A 13,163-nucleotide genomic window follows, 5' to 3' on the forward strand; every position below is an offset into this window, starting at 1 on the left:
ACAATGTAACGATTTAGCTATAAGATAAATTAGTTTTAATGTATGGTAATGAGGCTGCAGGAATAGTAGGCTTTACACGACAAGCGCACAAGACAATCGATTGCACATTGCGTACAAAAAATATATTCTCCGGCGAACCTGCCTGCCAAAAATTCAAATCGACAATACTTTCTATTCTTACCACTGTACTTACGCCTAAAAGAAATGCCAACAAATACTGGCCGATAAAGTTCAGTTAACTTATCTAAACCTGAAAAACGTTCTCTTAAAATTCAGGAATAAAAGTTACAAAAACAAAACAATCTAGTTGTTACAGCTCCTTAAAATAACAAATGTTAGCAAGTTTATAACATAAGGCACATATCCGCAGAGGTTACAATCACACACAGATCCTAAAGCCGGCAGTTTTATTCCTGAACAAGTTGCTCCTCAACTGTTGATCCTACTAATTTATTAATAATATTTGGAATGATTGCAAAAAAATAAGCAAAACCTGTTTTTTTAAATATAATACCTGCTTAATTTTGAGGCCTTTATAAAAGGAGACGCACTCCCAAACAGCTGGTGGTGATCTGCCATAGAACGATGGTCCGAATGCCTTTTTGCTGAAAATTAACTTGCTTAAATATATTTTTTTCTTAATTGGGGCATTCCGACGAACTATTCTAAAGTAAGTCCGTAGTTGTAAGACTGTCGGCTTGTTCCGGAACAAGCGCTGGTTTAATAATTCTATAAAAATATAATGATAATTTTAAAATATTAATATTAAATATTATCAATAAGAAAGTTTTGTTAGCTTTGCAGCACCCGAACTTACTGCTTTACTATTGATACTACTACCATCAAGCTATGCAAACTCCAGATAAAGTAACACGCCCGTTTTTACTTAAATTATTACTCCTTTTCGCGCTCCTCTTGTCAGGGGCTATGTTAAAAACTCCAGGATTTAAGGGAACTGCAGGAAACAAAACTACCAATAACTTACTACCTCCACACACACAGGAAGACAAAGATCAAGCTGACGACTATTACTCAAACCGGGTTAACCGGAATATTTCTTCGGTTGCTTTATAAGCCCTGTTTGAGTAGCAGCAGCACCATTGGCTTAGCTGGGCGCCTTGCTTAAGGCACGGACAAAATCTGTATATTTACCTTTGGTACTAAAAGCCCGCTAGCTATGGAATTTATTCGCATAACCCCACAGGCGCACCCCTATGTCGCCTTAATCCAGCTTAACCGACCCAACGAATTAAATGCCTTAAACCTGCAGCTCATGCGCGAGTTGCGGGATGCCTTGCAGCAGCTAGACCACGATACTGCTGTTAGGGTTATTGTAATCACCGGCAACGAACGCGCCTTTGCCGCCGGTGCCGACATCAGGCAAATGGCAGAAAAATCAGCAGTAGATATGCTGCAGGCCGACCAATTCTCGACCTGGGACCAGATCCGGAAAACAAAGAAACCTGTTATTGCTGCCGTTTCCGGCTTTGCCTTGGGTGGAGGCTGCGAGTTGGCCATGACCTGCGACATGATTGTTGCCTCAGAAACGGCTGTGTTCGGTCAGCCTGAAATTAAGCTTGGGGTAATGCCGGGCGCTGGTGGTACCCAACGCCTTACCAGGGCCATCGGCAAAGCAAAAGCCATGGAAATGGTGTTAACAGGCAAATTCATATCTGCCCCGGAAGCCGAACGAATTGGGCTGATTAACCGTGTAGTGCCGGTTGAGTTGTACCTGGACGAAGCCTTTAAACTGGCCTCCGAAATTACAAAAATGTCCCCGGTGGCAGTACAGTTAGCCAAAGAATCGGTCAACCAGGCTTTTGAGGCAACGCTGCATGAAGGGCTTTACTTTGAACGCAAGAACTTCTACCTCTGCTTCGCCACAGAAGACCAGAAAGAAGGCATGCAGGCCTTTGTGGAAAAACGTGCCCCAAACTTCCAGGGAAAGTAGTACTCCTTACTCGATAAGCCACCTTCCGCCCCGGCTACACTTGCACCTTCTTCTTCTTTGCCGTATCTTTACAGGAATATTTATCAAGTAAGAATTTTTCTTAACTGAGCAGGTAAATGCAGTTTGCAGACAGGCAGGAACTTCGGAAACGACTAAGCGAAGCGGGCTTAAAAGCTACGCACCAGCGTATTGTGGTGTACGAAGCGCTGATGGCACTGCACGGGCAGCATCCTGTGGCAGAAGAGGTGTACCGGCACCTGCAGCCGGCGAACCCGAGTATTTCGCTGGGTACGGTGTACAAAACACTCGATACCTTTGTAGAAACCGGTTTTATCCGGCGGGTGCTCTCGGAAGAGGGCGGCAAACGCTACGATGTTAACACCATTGCCCATAACCACATTTACTGCAGCAACACCAAAGAAATTCTTGATTTTGAAGACGATGAACTGTCGCAGCTGCTGACCGATTTTTTCAGACGCCGACACCTGGAAAACTTTGATATCCAAACAATTACCGTGCATCTAACGGGAAAGAAGAAAGCTCCCGGACAACAAATACGCATTACCCAAGTATCAAAATAGATTATTAACTTAAAAACTATTGAAAATGGCAGTATTAGTAGGTAAAAAAGCGCCTTCCTTTAAAGCGACAGCCGTGGTGAACGGCGAAGAGTTCGAAGAAAATTTCTCGTTGGAGCAATACCTGGGCAAAAAACATGTCCTGTTCTATTTCTACCCAATGGACTTCACGTTTGTGTGCCCTACCGAAATCCTGGCCTTCCAGGACAGAATCGCTGATTTTGAGCGCAAGGGTGTGGCCGTGGTAGGATGCTCTACCGATACCCACGTTACCCACTTCGCGTGGCTCAACACGCCACAGGAGCAGGGTGGTATACAGGGCGTTACCTATCCGCTTGTGGCCGATGCCTCTAAAACCATTGCACAGAACTACGATGTGCTGGCCGGGCATTACGAGTACAACGAAGAAGGCGAAGTTACGTTTGTGGGCGAGCCTGTGGCTTACCGTGGCCTGTTCCTGATCGACAAAGAAGGTATTGTACGCCACCAGGTGGTAAACGACCTGCCACTTGGCCGCAGCATCGACGAGGCGCTCCGCATGGTAGATGCCCTGCAGTACTTCGAAGAAAAAGGCGAAGTTTGCCCGGCCAACTGGGAAGAAGGCAAAGAAGCCATGCAGGCTACCAAAGAAGGTGTTTCCAACTACCTGGCAAAAAGAGCACACTAAGCACTCCCTACACAGGTTTTGCACAAAAGAGGCTGTCCGAAAAAGGGCAGCCTCTTTTTTATTTCTGACCCTGCTGATGAGGAGCAGAGGCAATGGTGGCAGGTGCAGTAACATTCTGCTGCACCTGCCACCATTGCCTCTGCTCCTGCAAGACTGCAGTATTGCCTGCATTGCAGTAGCAGCATCGGCTACAACTTCTTTTTCTCCCCCTTCTTCAGCTTGGTTATTTTAAAAATCACGCCTTCTTCGTTGCAAACCATCATGTCGGTGCTGTTTAGGAAAACAATTCCCTCCGATTTGCCCAGGCCTGGTATTTTAAGGCAGTTTACTTCTCCATTCGTAAAGTTATTCCTGCCATTCAGCTGCAGCAGGTATATTTCTTCATACCCCAGCAACGCCACTGTTTTTCCATCGGTGCTTATGTCGGCCGACGAGATCTTGGAATTGATTTGCAGGCTGTCGATGAGCTTTGCTTCGTGCTTACCAGGCAGGTCGGGCAGGCGGTATACCCGCACATAATCCTGGCACGTGCTGTTTTTGTTGAATAAATAAAGCTGCCCGTTGTGCCAGAAAAAGGCTTCGCAGTCGAACAGCTCACTGCCTTCTGCCGCCGGAAACTTCTTTTGATCTGAAAAGGTGAAGTGAATGACCTGGTGCGCCGCTTTGGGGTCGCTCTCACGCACTTTCACAATCCGCAGGTTCTGCCGGTCGCCCCCATTGTTGCCAAAGTCGCCAATGTAGAGGTTTCCCTTGTTGTCGTGCGCCAGGTCTTCCCAATCGTCGTTCTTCAGATCTTTCAACTCCAGCTTTGCCAGCAATTTCCCTTCTGGTGTTATTTTGGATAACTCTGCCCCCGTTGCGCTATCGCCATGCGTCCAGAGGTTGCCGTCGCTGGTAATCTCCAGCCCGGAGCTTTCGTTTATTTCATCGTGCATCTCCTGCCCCTGTTCCAGCACATACACCCCGATTAACTCCTTGCATTTCGCCGGACATTCATTCACCTGGCTATAACCGGTAGCCAGTAAAAGTGAAAATAAAAATGTACTTATTAACCTTCCCATAAATCATCCCTCCATTTTTTTATAATTTCACAGGGTATTCTTTACGGTCTGAACGTAAGGAAGTTAGTAGCTGAGGCTACAGAATTTTCAGAAGAGGAGGTGGCGTTTGTTTTTATTTTAGGTCAAGAAGGTCAATTAATCCCCGGTTGACCTCTTGTATCTCAAAATCAGTTAGTTGCCCTAACTTCCCGATCACCAGTTCTTTGTCAATAGTCGTAATTTTGCTAAACGGATCAGGGAAGTCTTTTTGATTCCATTTTCTTTGGATGGCTCAAGTCTGACGTCAAATTTTTCTGCCACTTTAGCTGAGTAGTAATAAACGAAACAGTTATATCCTCATCAGAACCAAACAATACTAACGCAGGTCTGTTTTTTGTTCCTGTTAAATTTGTAAAAGGAAAAGGAATTAGAACAAAGTCTTCCTTTTTCATTTGTAGCGCTCTTTCAGGTCCGATGCGGAATAGAGGTCTTCTTCATCCTCCAGGAACTTGAAAGATGTTGAATCCGCTGCTACCTGCTTAATTCCTTCTACTAAATTTCTATCCTCTAGCTTGTTCAAGAGGAATTCTGCAAAATCTGACACTTCTTTTAATTTTTGGTCAGGAAGCCTGGAGAGCCGATCTATCGTCTTTTGTATTAATATTTCTCTTGTCATCACATCAGCCTTTTTTCTAGTTAACGCATTTTTAAATCCATTTGTGCTGTCTAACCCTTTTTAGCTGTTGTGTGCTGTTTTATTCTTTTAGTCCTACCTGATTGTATCTTTCTTCAAGCACCTCTCTGTAAGCGATCTTCATATTATCAGATAAAAATGAACGGTCTATCCAGCTTAGCGCTTCAGATTTATTCTTTACCATTCGGTTAAAAACCCTCTGTATTTGCTTATCCGTAAGCCCCAGCCCTGTACCTAACTGCTCAAAGTGTTCTCGCTTCAACTTTTTTTTCTTACCTACTAAGCTGAGTGCCAGCTCTTCATCATCTTCAGGATTTACGATAGAAACATTCAGTAGATCATATGCAGGCGCTAATACCCAACCGGAAGGGCTTTCAATCATGGAGAAATTCTTCAGGTGCATATCATTATTTCCAGTAAGAAAGGAGAAAAGTGCCAATTCAAAATAGAAGATCTTATCCAGTAGCGTATTGCTAGAATAGCTTTCAAGTGCTTTTCCAATTCTTTCCATGGAGCTTTTATATTTATCGAATGCCTCCGTGATCTGGAACATATCGAGCATATGGATCTTTTCTCCAGTTTCTGTCCGGTCTATACGTCTGGTTATATAGGAGAGTTCTCCCGAGGCCAGCCGGATCAAAGAAGAGGGTACAACCCGAATTCCGAAGCTTTCAGCTATTCGCATAGTTACGTGTTCATTTCCAGGCATTTCAGGAAACTGATCAGATGGAGGTTTAAAAATAAAATTACCTCCTAATGCACCAACTACAGTTAAACGAGCATCCGATTTTTCTTTGGTTTCTTTTACCAATGACATAGACAATTTCGCCTGAACACCTGGTACCGCAACACTGCGTTCCACCACATTTTTCGCAAGCTCATCCATTTGGTCTAGCGAATATTCTATTAGTGGAGGTGTTGGAGTTCCAAAGAACTCTAAAGAACATTTTTTATGAAAGTCATGTCCTGCTTCTACAGGCTCATAGCAATACAAGCACCTATTCTCCATCTACTTCTTGTATTGGTTCAACACTTACAGCACCGATACAATTCTGACAACATGCCAGCAATAATCCCATTCGATCATTCCGATTTATTTTCCAACTTTCGGAAGCGATGTTCAATAACCACCCTTCAGGAATCAATCCTTCAAAAAATGGAAAAAGTCGTTTATCGGTATAGGGCTTATCTGTTACTGGCATTGTGAATGTAATAAAATCATTTGGATGCTCTTTCACATATTGCGCATTATACTGAAAAACATATTCACCTTCATTTGTCTCCGTAACGATGCCAGCCAAATGTTCTTTATAATACACCTTTCCGCGTCTCATTCACTCAAATCTTTCCTATTCACAGGAGCTAATTCATGCCCAAACATGCGGAGAACCAGGTTTACTTTATCCATATTCAGATTCGTTTTACCTTGTTCAATTTTACGTATCACTGTTAATGCAACTCCTGCACGTTCAGCAAATTCTTCTTGAGTAAGATTAACTCCTTTTCTACGTTCTTTAACAAACTCTGCTAATTGTTTCATTATATGCTTTAGAATATAACAATGTACGAAATTAATATATTATATTCAATTACATATAATAAACTTTAAGAACAGATAATTATATGTTTTAGCATACACTCAAAAGATAATGCCTATATTATATTTTATAACATATAATACAGGCGTTAAATGGACTGTGACTGAATTTAAATTCTAACTTTACAACCTCACTATTAAATGTTTTTCAAATTTTTATCAATGATTCTGTTAACGTTAGCAGGCAATATAAAAGAACTTTTCTTGGAGGAGTATGGTACGCAACGTTTCGCAGCTACCTAAAGGTGGCGATTTAAAAGCACTTCACTGTCAAACAAAGCACAGCCTTTGATAGAAACACAAGCCTTCACCTAACCACTTCACTGCCGCTTTCTGTTAGTTGCTGTTATAAGCCGTTTTTCTTTCGTCTTGCATTTTGTAAGCTGTCAACATAGTCGTTACTAAAGTCATTTAAGTTTTTCATGTCATTGTATGTGCCAACTGAAAGCCCTAAAAAAACTTTACTGTTATTGTCGTCTGAGCCACCCATGCCACCCATGGTTCCCATTGTCCCAGGATTAAAAACAGCTAAACTGTCTCGTGGTGGTTCATGGGGATTTTTTTCTGTTGTCCATTCCTCATTAAAATCTCTTGTGTCCAGCACGCCCAGTTTTCGTCTCTGTCCGTTTGGAGAAATGTAATAGTATTCTTGATTGATTATTCCTTGTTCGTCTTTGAATTGAGTAAATAAAACTCCCGTTTGAGGTATTCTATAAATTCGTCTGCCATCTTCGTATTCAGGTTTTTCTCCGTCTGATTGATTAAAAATGACAAGAACATTTCCTTTGTATCCTTCAGGAATTAAGTAAGTTTCCTTTTCAGGGCGTGTAAAATATGAACTGGCAAAAGAAAATAAATACATACCGACAACCACAACAATTAAAGTCAATGGAAAAGATAGTAGTCCAAGTATGACCTTTGAAGTCTTTGGTTTTCCTGTCGGTTTTGGTAAACGCCAATCAAGAAATAGCAGTTGAAGAATAGAACCGCCAATCCATAAATAGAGAATTGGAATGCTAAAGGCACCAATCCACGGTCCCAATGCCAACGCAACACAATATGCCCAACCAAGTGAAAGCATAAAAGCAGTTAGAATGATAAAAACCAGCCGTAATAAGAATGAATTTACCCGAAACAGATGTATGATTGTATTGCCTGTTACGCTAAGTCCAACTGCGAGTGGAACAGTCCAAAAAACAAAAGCATAAGTGTCACCTTTGCCAAACCAGTCTTGTCTGTATAATACAATTGTCACAGCAACCAAACATGTCAATATGTTTATTAGTCCGCTTAGAAGTTTTATAATAAATGGTCTGCTCACTGTCGTCTTTTAAAATGGCTTTTAACGATATTATATACCGCCCCCCTCCTTCCCCCTACCAAATATAACAGATAAACCGAATACTACAACCGCCTGCAGCCGCCAATCCCCGCCAAACCGCTATATTTGCAGCACGAACCAAACACCTGTACCCTTTGCCAAAGCTACTCTACAACATCGGGCTGAAAGCCTACCGTGCTGCCATTGCGATAGCGGCTCCTTTTAACCAAAAGGCCAGGCTGATGCGGGAAGGGCGTGTGAAGCAATTCGAGAACCTGAGGCAGGCCCTGCAGCACAACCAGGCGCCGGTGGTGTGGTTTCATTGCGCCTCGCTGGGCGAGTTTGAGCAGGGGCGGCCGGTGATCGAGGCGTTCCGGGAGGCCTTTCCGGGCTACAAAGTGCTGCTGACCTTCTTCTCCCCTTCCGGCTACGAAGTGCGCAAAAACTACAGCGGCGCCGACTTTATCTTTTACCTGCCACTCGACAGCGCTTCCAATGCCCGCCGCTTCCTGGAGCTGGTACAGCCAAAGCTGGCAGTGTTCGTGAAGTACGAGTTCTGGCACTATTACCTGCAGGAGCTGCACAAGCGAAATATTCCGGCACTTTCCATCTCCGCTATTTTCCGGCCCGGGCAGGTGTTCTTCAGAGGCTATGGAGGCTTCTACAGAACCATTCTGCGCAACTTCACGCACATCTATACCCAGAACCAGGAGTCGGCACAGCTGCTGCAAAGCATTAACATCACCCATGCCAGCGTTGCCGGCGACACCCGTTTCGACAGGGTGCTGCAGACGGCAGCAACCGTAAAGACGATACCGGTGGTAGCTGATTTTGTGCAACAGCAGGAGGTGTTTGTGGTAGGCAGCAGCTGGCCGCCGGACATCGAAGTACTGCTTCCGCTCATCCAAAAGTACCGGCAGCACATCAGATTCATCATTGCGCCGCACGAAATAAGCGAAAGCAGCATCGGCAAACTGATGGAGCAGCTGGGCGAAGGCGCTATTCGGTATTCAGAGGCTGTGGAGGCTGGTGCAGCAAACGTTAACGTGCTCGTAATTGACAACATCGGCATGCTTTCCTCACTTTACAGCTACGGCACCTATGCCTACATTGGCGGCGCCTTCGGCAAAGGACTGCACAACACGCTGGAGGCGGCGGTGTTCGGGCTGCCGCTCTTCTTCGGTCCGCGCTACAGCAAGTTTGAGGAGGCAAAGGAACTGGTGGCCCTGGGCTGTGCTTTCCCGGTGCAGGATGCGGCAGGTCTGCTGGCGGCATTTGAGCAGGTGCACCTTACCCCCGGATTACGCCAAAGCATATCCGAGAAGGAAAAACATTACGTAAAACAAAAGGCAGGTGCCACCGCCACCATTCTCACAGATGTTAAACGCCTGCTAAAACAAACGGCATGAAAGGAGTAGTTGTAAAATCCACCGGTTCCTGGTACCTGGTACGCGACGAGAGCGGCACGCTGTACCGGGCACGCCTGCGCGGCAAGTTTAAACTGAAAGGGATGAAAGTCAGCAACCCGCTGGCCGTGGGCGACCGGGTGGAGTTCGATGTGGAGGATGTGGAGGAAAAATCGGCCGTTATTCATAAAATAGAAGACCGCCGCAACTACATCATCCGGCAATCGACACACAAGTCGGCACATGCCCATATCATTGCCGCCAACCTCGACCTGGCGCTGCTCGTGGTAACGCTGGTGTCGCCGCGCACCTCGTTCGGTTTTATCGACCGCTTCCTGGTTACCGCCGAAGCCTACGACATACCCGCCATGCTCATCTACAACAAAACCGACATGTACGACCAGGACATGGAGCGCTACCAGCGGCAGATCAGCCATATGTACGGGCAGATTGGCTACAACACGCTGGCCGTTTCGGCACTGAAAAACGAGGGGATGGAAGCCGTCAGGCAACTGATACAGGGCAAAACCAGTCTTTTCTCGGGCCACTCCGGTGTGGGAAAATCGAGTATTATCAACCAACTCGTACCGGACCTGGCGCTTAAAACTTCCGAGATTTCGTCCTTTTCGGATAAAGGCGTGCACACCACCACGTTTGCCGAAATGTTTGAGGTAGACCCGGAAACGTTCATCATCGATACGCCCGGAATAAAAGAGTTGGGCATTGTGGATATCCCGAAAAACGAGCTGAGCCATTTTTTCCCGGAGATGCGGGAGCGCCTGAACCAGTGCCGCTTTAACAACTGCACCCACACCAACGAGCCGGGCTGTGCCGTTGTAGCGGCTGTTCGCGAGAACAGGATTGCCCTGACGCGCTACGAAAGCTACCTGAGCATGCTGCAGGGCGAGGATAACAGGAAGTAGCTGTGTTTACTCGTACTTTTTGGCAGGCTCCAGCACTTTGTCCACTACATGCACCACGCCATTGCGGCAATCGGCATCCTGCATGGCCACAATGGCATCGTTTATCCTGACTTCGCCCCCTTTCTTGGCCACCTTCAGCTGCTGTCCGCCTGCTGTAATGAGCGTGGCGCCATCCTGCAGGTCTGCGACCGTCAGTTTTCCGGCAATGAGGTGGGTGCTTACCAGTTGCTGCAGGCGCTCTTTGTTCTCCGGCTTCAGCAGCTCTTTGAGCGTTTGCCCGTACTTTGCTTCAAAGGCAACATCGCTGGGCGCAAACACCGTGTAAGGTCCCGTGCCATTCAGTTTCTTTACCATACCCGACAACTTCAGCAGCGCCGAAAACTCGGTCAGCGTGTCTACCCGCGAAATGTTTTCCGGGATATTGTGCGACGGCACCATTGGGTACTGGTTCAGCGGAACTGTCTTTAAGATGTGTACGACTTCCTTCGTGTCGGCAGGCATTTTGGGAAGAATTTCGCTGCTGTCAGTAGCGGAGAGATCTTCAGCCTTGACCTGCTTCCCGCTGTTTGCTTCCGTACCACAGCCTGCGAAGGATATTACCAGGAACAAAGCAATACCCCAACCCCCTAATTCATTATAACTCATTGCTTTGTAAACTTTTCACCATAGAATAACCCTCACCTGTTTTAACTCCAATTCTGCAACTTGAGTTACACATATTTGCCATAAAACATAACTTTTTAATCCATTTTTATAGCCTTCCGGGCATAATAGGGCAGGCTTCGGTTAAATTCCGTATTTTTGCAGCAGTTACTGTATGTTACATTAAAAGAAAGCAATATGAAAACCGCCGAAATACACACCTCCAAGGGCGTCATGAAAGTAGAATTTTACGAGAAAGATGCTCCTAAAACCGTTCAGAACTTTACAGACCTGGCAAAAAAAGGCTTTTACGACGGCCTTACGTTTCACCGCGTTATTCCTGATTTTGTGATACAGGGCGGCTGCCCCAACACACGGGAAGGCGCAAAAGGCGTGCCCGGCACAGGCGGCCCCGGTTATAAAATAGATTGCGAACTGACCGGCGAAAACCAGTACCACGACCGCGGCGTTCTGTCGATGGCGCATGCCGGACGCAACACCGGCGGCTCGCAGTTCTTTATCTGCCACAGCCGCAAAAACACCGCCCACCTCGACCGCAACCACACCTGCTTCGGCAAAGTGGTGGAAGGCCTGGATGTGGTAGACCAGATCAAAGCAAACGACCGTATCGAGAAAATTGTCGTAAACGAAGACTAACACACCCTGTGTTATATTTACAGATAAAAGCCGCCTGCAAAGCGGCTTTTATTGTGAAGTACCTGCTCCCTGTTTCGATTTATCCTGAAATTTAGGCTGCCTTTTTACCCCCTGCGTCAGATTTATACTTAGCTTTATAGTTGCTTACCGCTACTTCAGCAGATTAACAGCTGACGGGTCAGGTGTACAGCACAACAGCAAATTAAATAATAGCCGCTGCCTTACCGGCCGCCGGCCCACTTCTGGCTTATGAAGAAATTAGCATTACACTGGCAGATTATTATTGGAATGGGATTGGGCGTGCTCTGGGGAATACTGGCCAGTTCAGCCGGGTTCATCGATTTTACCATCGACTGGATAAAGCCCTTCGGCACCATTTTCATCAACCTGCTCAAACTGATTGCCGTGCCGCTGGTGCTGGTATCGCTTATCACCGGCGTTGCCAGCCTCTCCGACATTAGCAAGCTCTCCCGCATCGGCTCCAAAACCATCGGCATTTACCTGCTCACTACCTTAGTGGCTGTTGTACTCGGGCTTGTGCTGGTAAACACCTTTAAACCGGGCAATGCCTTTTCGGCGCAAAAGCGCGAGGAGTTTAAGGAGCAGTACGCCTCCGCCACCACCCAACGCTCTTCCGATGCCGAAAAAGTAAAGCAGGAAGGGCCACTGCAGCCTTTGGTAGATATTGTGCCCGCCAACATCTTCTCCTCCATCACCGACAACGGCAAAATGCTGCAGGTTATCTTTTTCGCGCTCCTGTTCGGCATTGCCCTCATCCTCATTCCTCCGGACAAGGCACAGCCTGTTGTTGCTTTTTTTGACGGGGTAAACCTGGTGGTCCTGAAGATGGTGGACCTTATTATGCTGGCTGCTCCGTATGGGGTATTTGCCTTGCTGGCGGGGCTGGTGGTGGAGTTCGCCGGCGACGACCCGGGTGCGGCGCTGGAGCTGCTGCTGGTGCTGGGCTACTATGGCCTGGTGGTTATTGCCGGGCTGGCGGTACTTATTTTTGTGGTGTACCCGCTGCTGGTTATTACGGTCGGCAGAACCAAATATACCGACTTCCTGAAAGGCATTTTCCCGGCCCAGATGCTGGCTTTCTCCACCTCGTCGAGTGCCGCTACCCTGCCTGTTACCATGGAACGTTGCGAAAAGAACCTGGGCGTTTCCAAAGAAGTGGCCAGTTTTGTGCTGCCGCTTGGCGCCACCATCAACATGGACGGTACCAGTCTCTACCAGGCAGTAGCAGCCGTTTTCATTGCACAAGCCTTCGGCATGGACCTGGACCTGTACACGCAGTTGGGCATCGTACTTACGGCCACGCTGGCGTCCATTGGTTCGGCTGCCGTGCCGGGTGCCGGGGTGGTGATGCTCGTGATCGTGCTGCAGCAGGCAGGAATCCCTATTGAAGGGATCGCGCTGATCCTGGCTCCCGACCGGCTCCTCGACATGTGCCGCACCACCGTAAACGTAACCGGCGACGCGGCCGTGTGCATGATGGTAGCCAGAACCGAAGGAGAATTAAGCCCTGTTCCGGAAGAACACATCAACGCCTGATCACCTGAACCAGGTAAATTATTGCTCAAACATGAGGAGCAGAGGCTGTGGTGGCAGGTGCAGCAGAATAAAAAACACCTGAACCGGCAAAAAATAGAGTGCTGCAGCTGCCACCACACCCACTGCTGCT

The 13,163-nt window shown here is 46.8% G+C and carries 15 protein-coding genes; 7 read left to right on the top strand and 8 right to left on the bottom strand.

Features of this window, described 5'->3' with window-relative positions; genetic code table 11:
* The first annotated feature begins 1,177 nt into the window (after nucleotides 1-1,177).
* The 3 genes from DCW36_RS17670 to DCW36_RS17680 all read left to right on the top strand — a co-directional run bounded on the left by DCW36_RS17670 (nucleotide 1,178) and on the right by DCW36_RS17680 (nucleotide 3,196).
* The gene (locus DCW36_RS17670) at nucleotides 1,178-1,951 is read left to right on the top strand and encodes an enoyl-CoA hydratase-related protein (protein WP_114781422.1); all 774 of its coding nucleotides are present in this window, start codon (nucleotides 1,178-1,180) and stop codon (nucleotides 1,949-1,951) included.
* A 116-nt stretch (nucleotides 1,952-2,067) separates the two neighbouring features.
* A complete protein-coding gene (locus tag DCW36_RS17675) occupies nucleotides 2,068-2,532 on the top strand; it encodes a Fur family transcriptional regulator (protein WP_114781423.1) in 465 nt (154 codons plus the stop codon).
* 25 nt (nucleotides 2,533-2,557) lie between these two features.
* On the top strand, nucleotides 2,558-3,196 hold the full coding sequence (locus DCW36_RS17680) for a peroxiredoxin (RefSeq protein ID WP_114781424.1): 639 nt from the start codon (nucleotides 2,558-2,560) through the stop codon (nucleotides 3,194-3,196).
* 188 nt (nucleotides 3,197-3,384) lie between these two features.
* Here the strand turns inward: DCW36_RS17680 and DCW36_RS17685 are convergent, their stop codons facing one another.
* The 7 genes from DCW36_RS17685 to DCW36_RS17715 all read right to left on the bottom strand — a co-directional run bounded on the left by DCW36_RS17685 (nucleotide 3,385) and on the right by DCW36_RS17715 (nucleotide 7,848).
* A complete protein-coding gene (locus DCW36_RS17685; RefSeq protein ID WP_128396993.1) occupies nucleotides 3,385-4,257 on the bottom strand; it encodes an NHL repeat-containing protein in 873 nt (290 codons plus the stop codon).
* A 233-nt stretch (nucleotides 4,258-4,490) separates the two neighbouring features.
* Nucleotides 4,491-4,688, bottom strand: coding sequence for a hypothetical protein (locus tag DCW36_RS22890; protein ID WP_240676228.1), 198 nt, complete (start codon nucleotides 4,686-4,688; stop codon nucleotides 4,491-4,493).
* Nucleotides 4,685-4,912: a DUF2281 domain-containing protein gene (locus tag DCW36_RS17695; RefSeq protein ID WP_114781426.1), complete on the bottom strand. Its 228-nt coding sequence runs from the start codon at nucleotides 4,910-4,912 to the stop codon at nucleotides 4,685-4,687. Before DCW36_RS17695 ends, DCW36_RS22890 begins: the two co-directional genes overlap by 4 nt.
* Before the next feature lie 79 nt (nucleotides 4,913-4,991).
* Nucleotides 4,992-5,939: a HipA domain-containing protein gene (locus DCW36_RS17700; RefSeq protein ID WP_114781427.1), complete on the bottom strand. Its 948-nt coding sequence runs from the start codon at nucleotides 5,937-5,939 to the stop codon at nucleotides 4,992-4,994.
* Entirely contained in the window at nucleotides 5,929-6,264 is a 336-nt protein-coding gene (locus DCW36_RS17705; RefSeq protein WP_114781428.1) for a HipA N-terminal domain-containing protein, read from the bottom strand. Before DCW36_RS17705 ends, DCW36_RS17700 begins: the two co-directional genes overlap by 11 nt.
* A complete protein-coding gene (locus DCW36_RS17710) occupies nucleotides 6,261-6,470 on the bottom strand; it encodes a helix-turn-helix domain-containing protein (protein ID WP_114781429.1) in 210 nt (69 codons plus the stop codon). The genes DCW36_RS17705 and DCW36_RS17710 overlap by 4 nt, the downstream gene beginning before the upstream one ends.
* A gap of 403 nt (nucleotides 6,471-6,873) precedes the next feature.
* Nucleotides 6,874-7,848, bottom strand: coding sequence for a DUF6843 domain-containing protein (locus tag DCW36_RS17715; protein ID WP_125185330.1), 975 nt, complete (start codon nucleotides 7,846-7,848; stop codon nucleotides 6,874-6,876).
* Between the two features lie 155 nt (nucleotides 7,849-8,003).
* Between DCW36_RS17715 and DCW36_RS17720 the strand changes: the two genes are divergently transcribed.
* Entirely contained in the window at nucleotides 8,004-9,257 is a 1,254-nt protein-coding gene (locus tag DCW36_RS17720) for a 3-deoxy-D-manno-octulosonic acid transferase (RefSeq protein ID WP_240676229.1), read from the top strand.
* A complete protein-coding gene (gene rsgA / locus DCW36_RS17725) occupies nucleotides 9,254-10,177 on the top strand; it encodes a ribosome small subunit-dependent GTPase A (RefSeq protein WP_114781430.1) in 924 nt (307 codons plus the stop codon). The genes DCW36_RS17720 and rsgA overlap by 4 nt, the downstream gene beginning before the upstream one ends.
* Nucleotides 10,178-10,183: 6 nt before the next feature.
* Here rsgA and DCW36_RS17730 read toward each other — a convergent pair whose 3' ends face one another.
* Entirely contained in the window at nucleotides 10,184-10,822 is a 639-nt protein-coding gene (locus tag DCW36_RS17730) for a fasciclin domain-containing protein (RefSeq protein WP_114781431.1), read from the bottom strand.
* A 195-nt stretch (nucleotides 10,823-11,017) separates the two neighbouring features.
* On the opposite strand from DCW36_RS17730, the gene DCW36_RS17735 reads away from it, so the two are divergent.
* Nucleotides 11,018-11,476, top strand: a complete 459-nt coding sequence (locus DCW36_RS17735) for a peptidylprolyl isomerase (protein ID WP_114781432.1) — start codon at nucleotides 11,018-11,020, stop codon at nucleotides 11,474-11,476.
* 249 nt (nucleotides 11,477-11,725) lie between these two features.
* Nucleotides 11,726-13,033, top strand: coding sequence for a dicarboxylate/amino acid:cation symporter (locus DCW36_RS17740; protein ID WP_114781433.1), 1,308 nt, complete (start codon nucleotides 11,726-11,728; stop codon nucleotides 13,031-13,033).
* Nucleotides 13,034-13,163: the final 130 nt, after the last annotated feature.

It is taken from the genome of Botryobacter ruber, assembly GCF_003347595.2.
Classification (GTDB): Bacteria; Bacteroidota; Bacteroidia; order Cytophagales; family Hymenobacteraceae; genus Pontibacter; species Pontibacter ruber_A.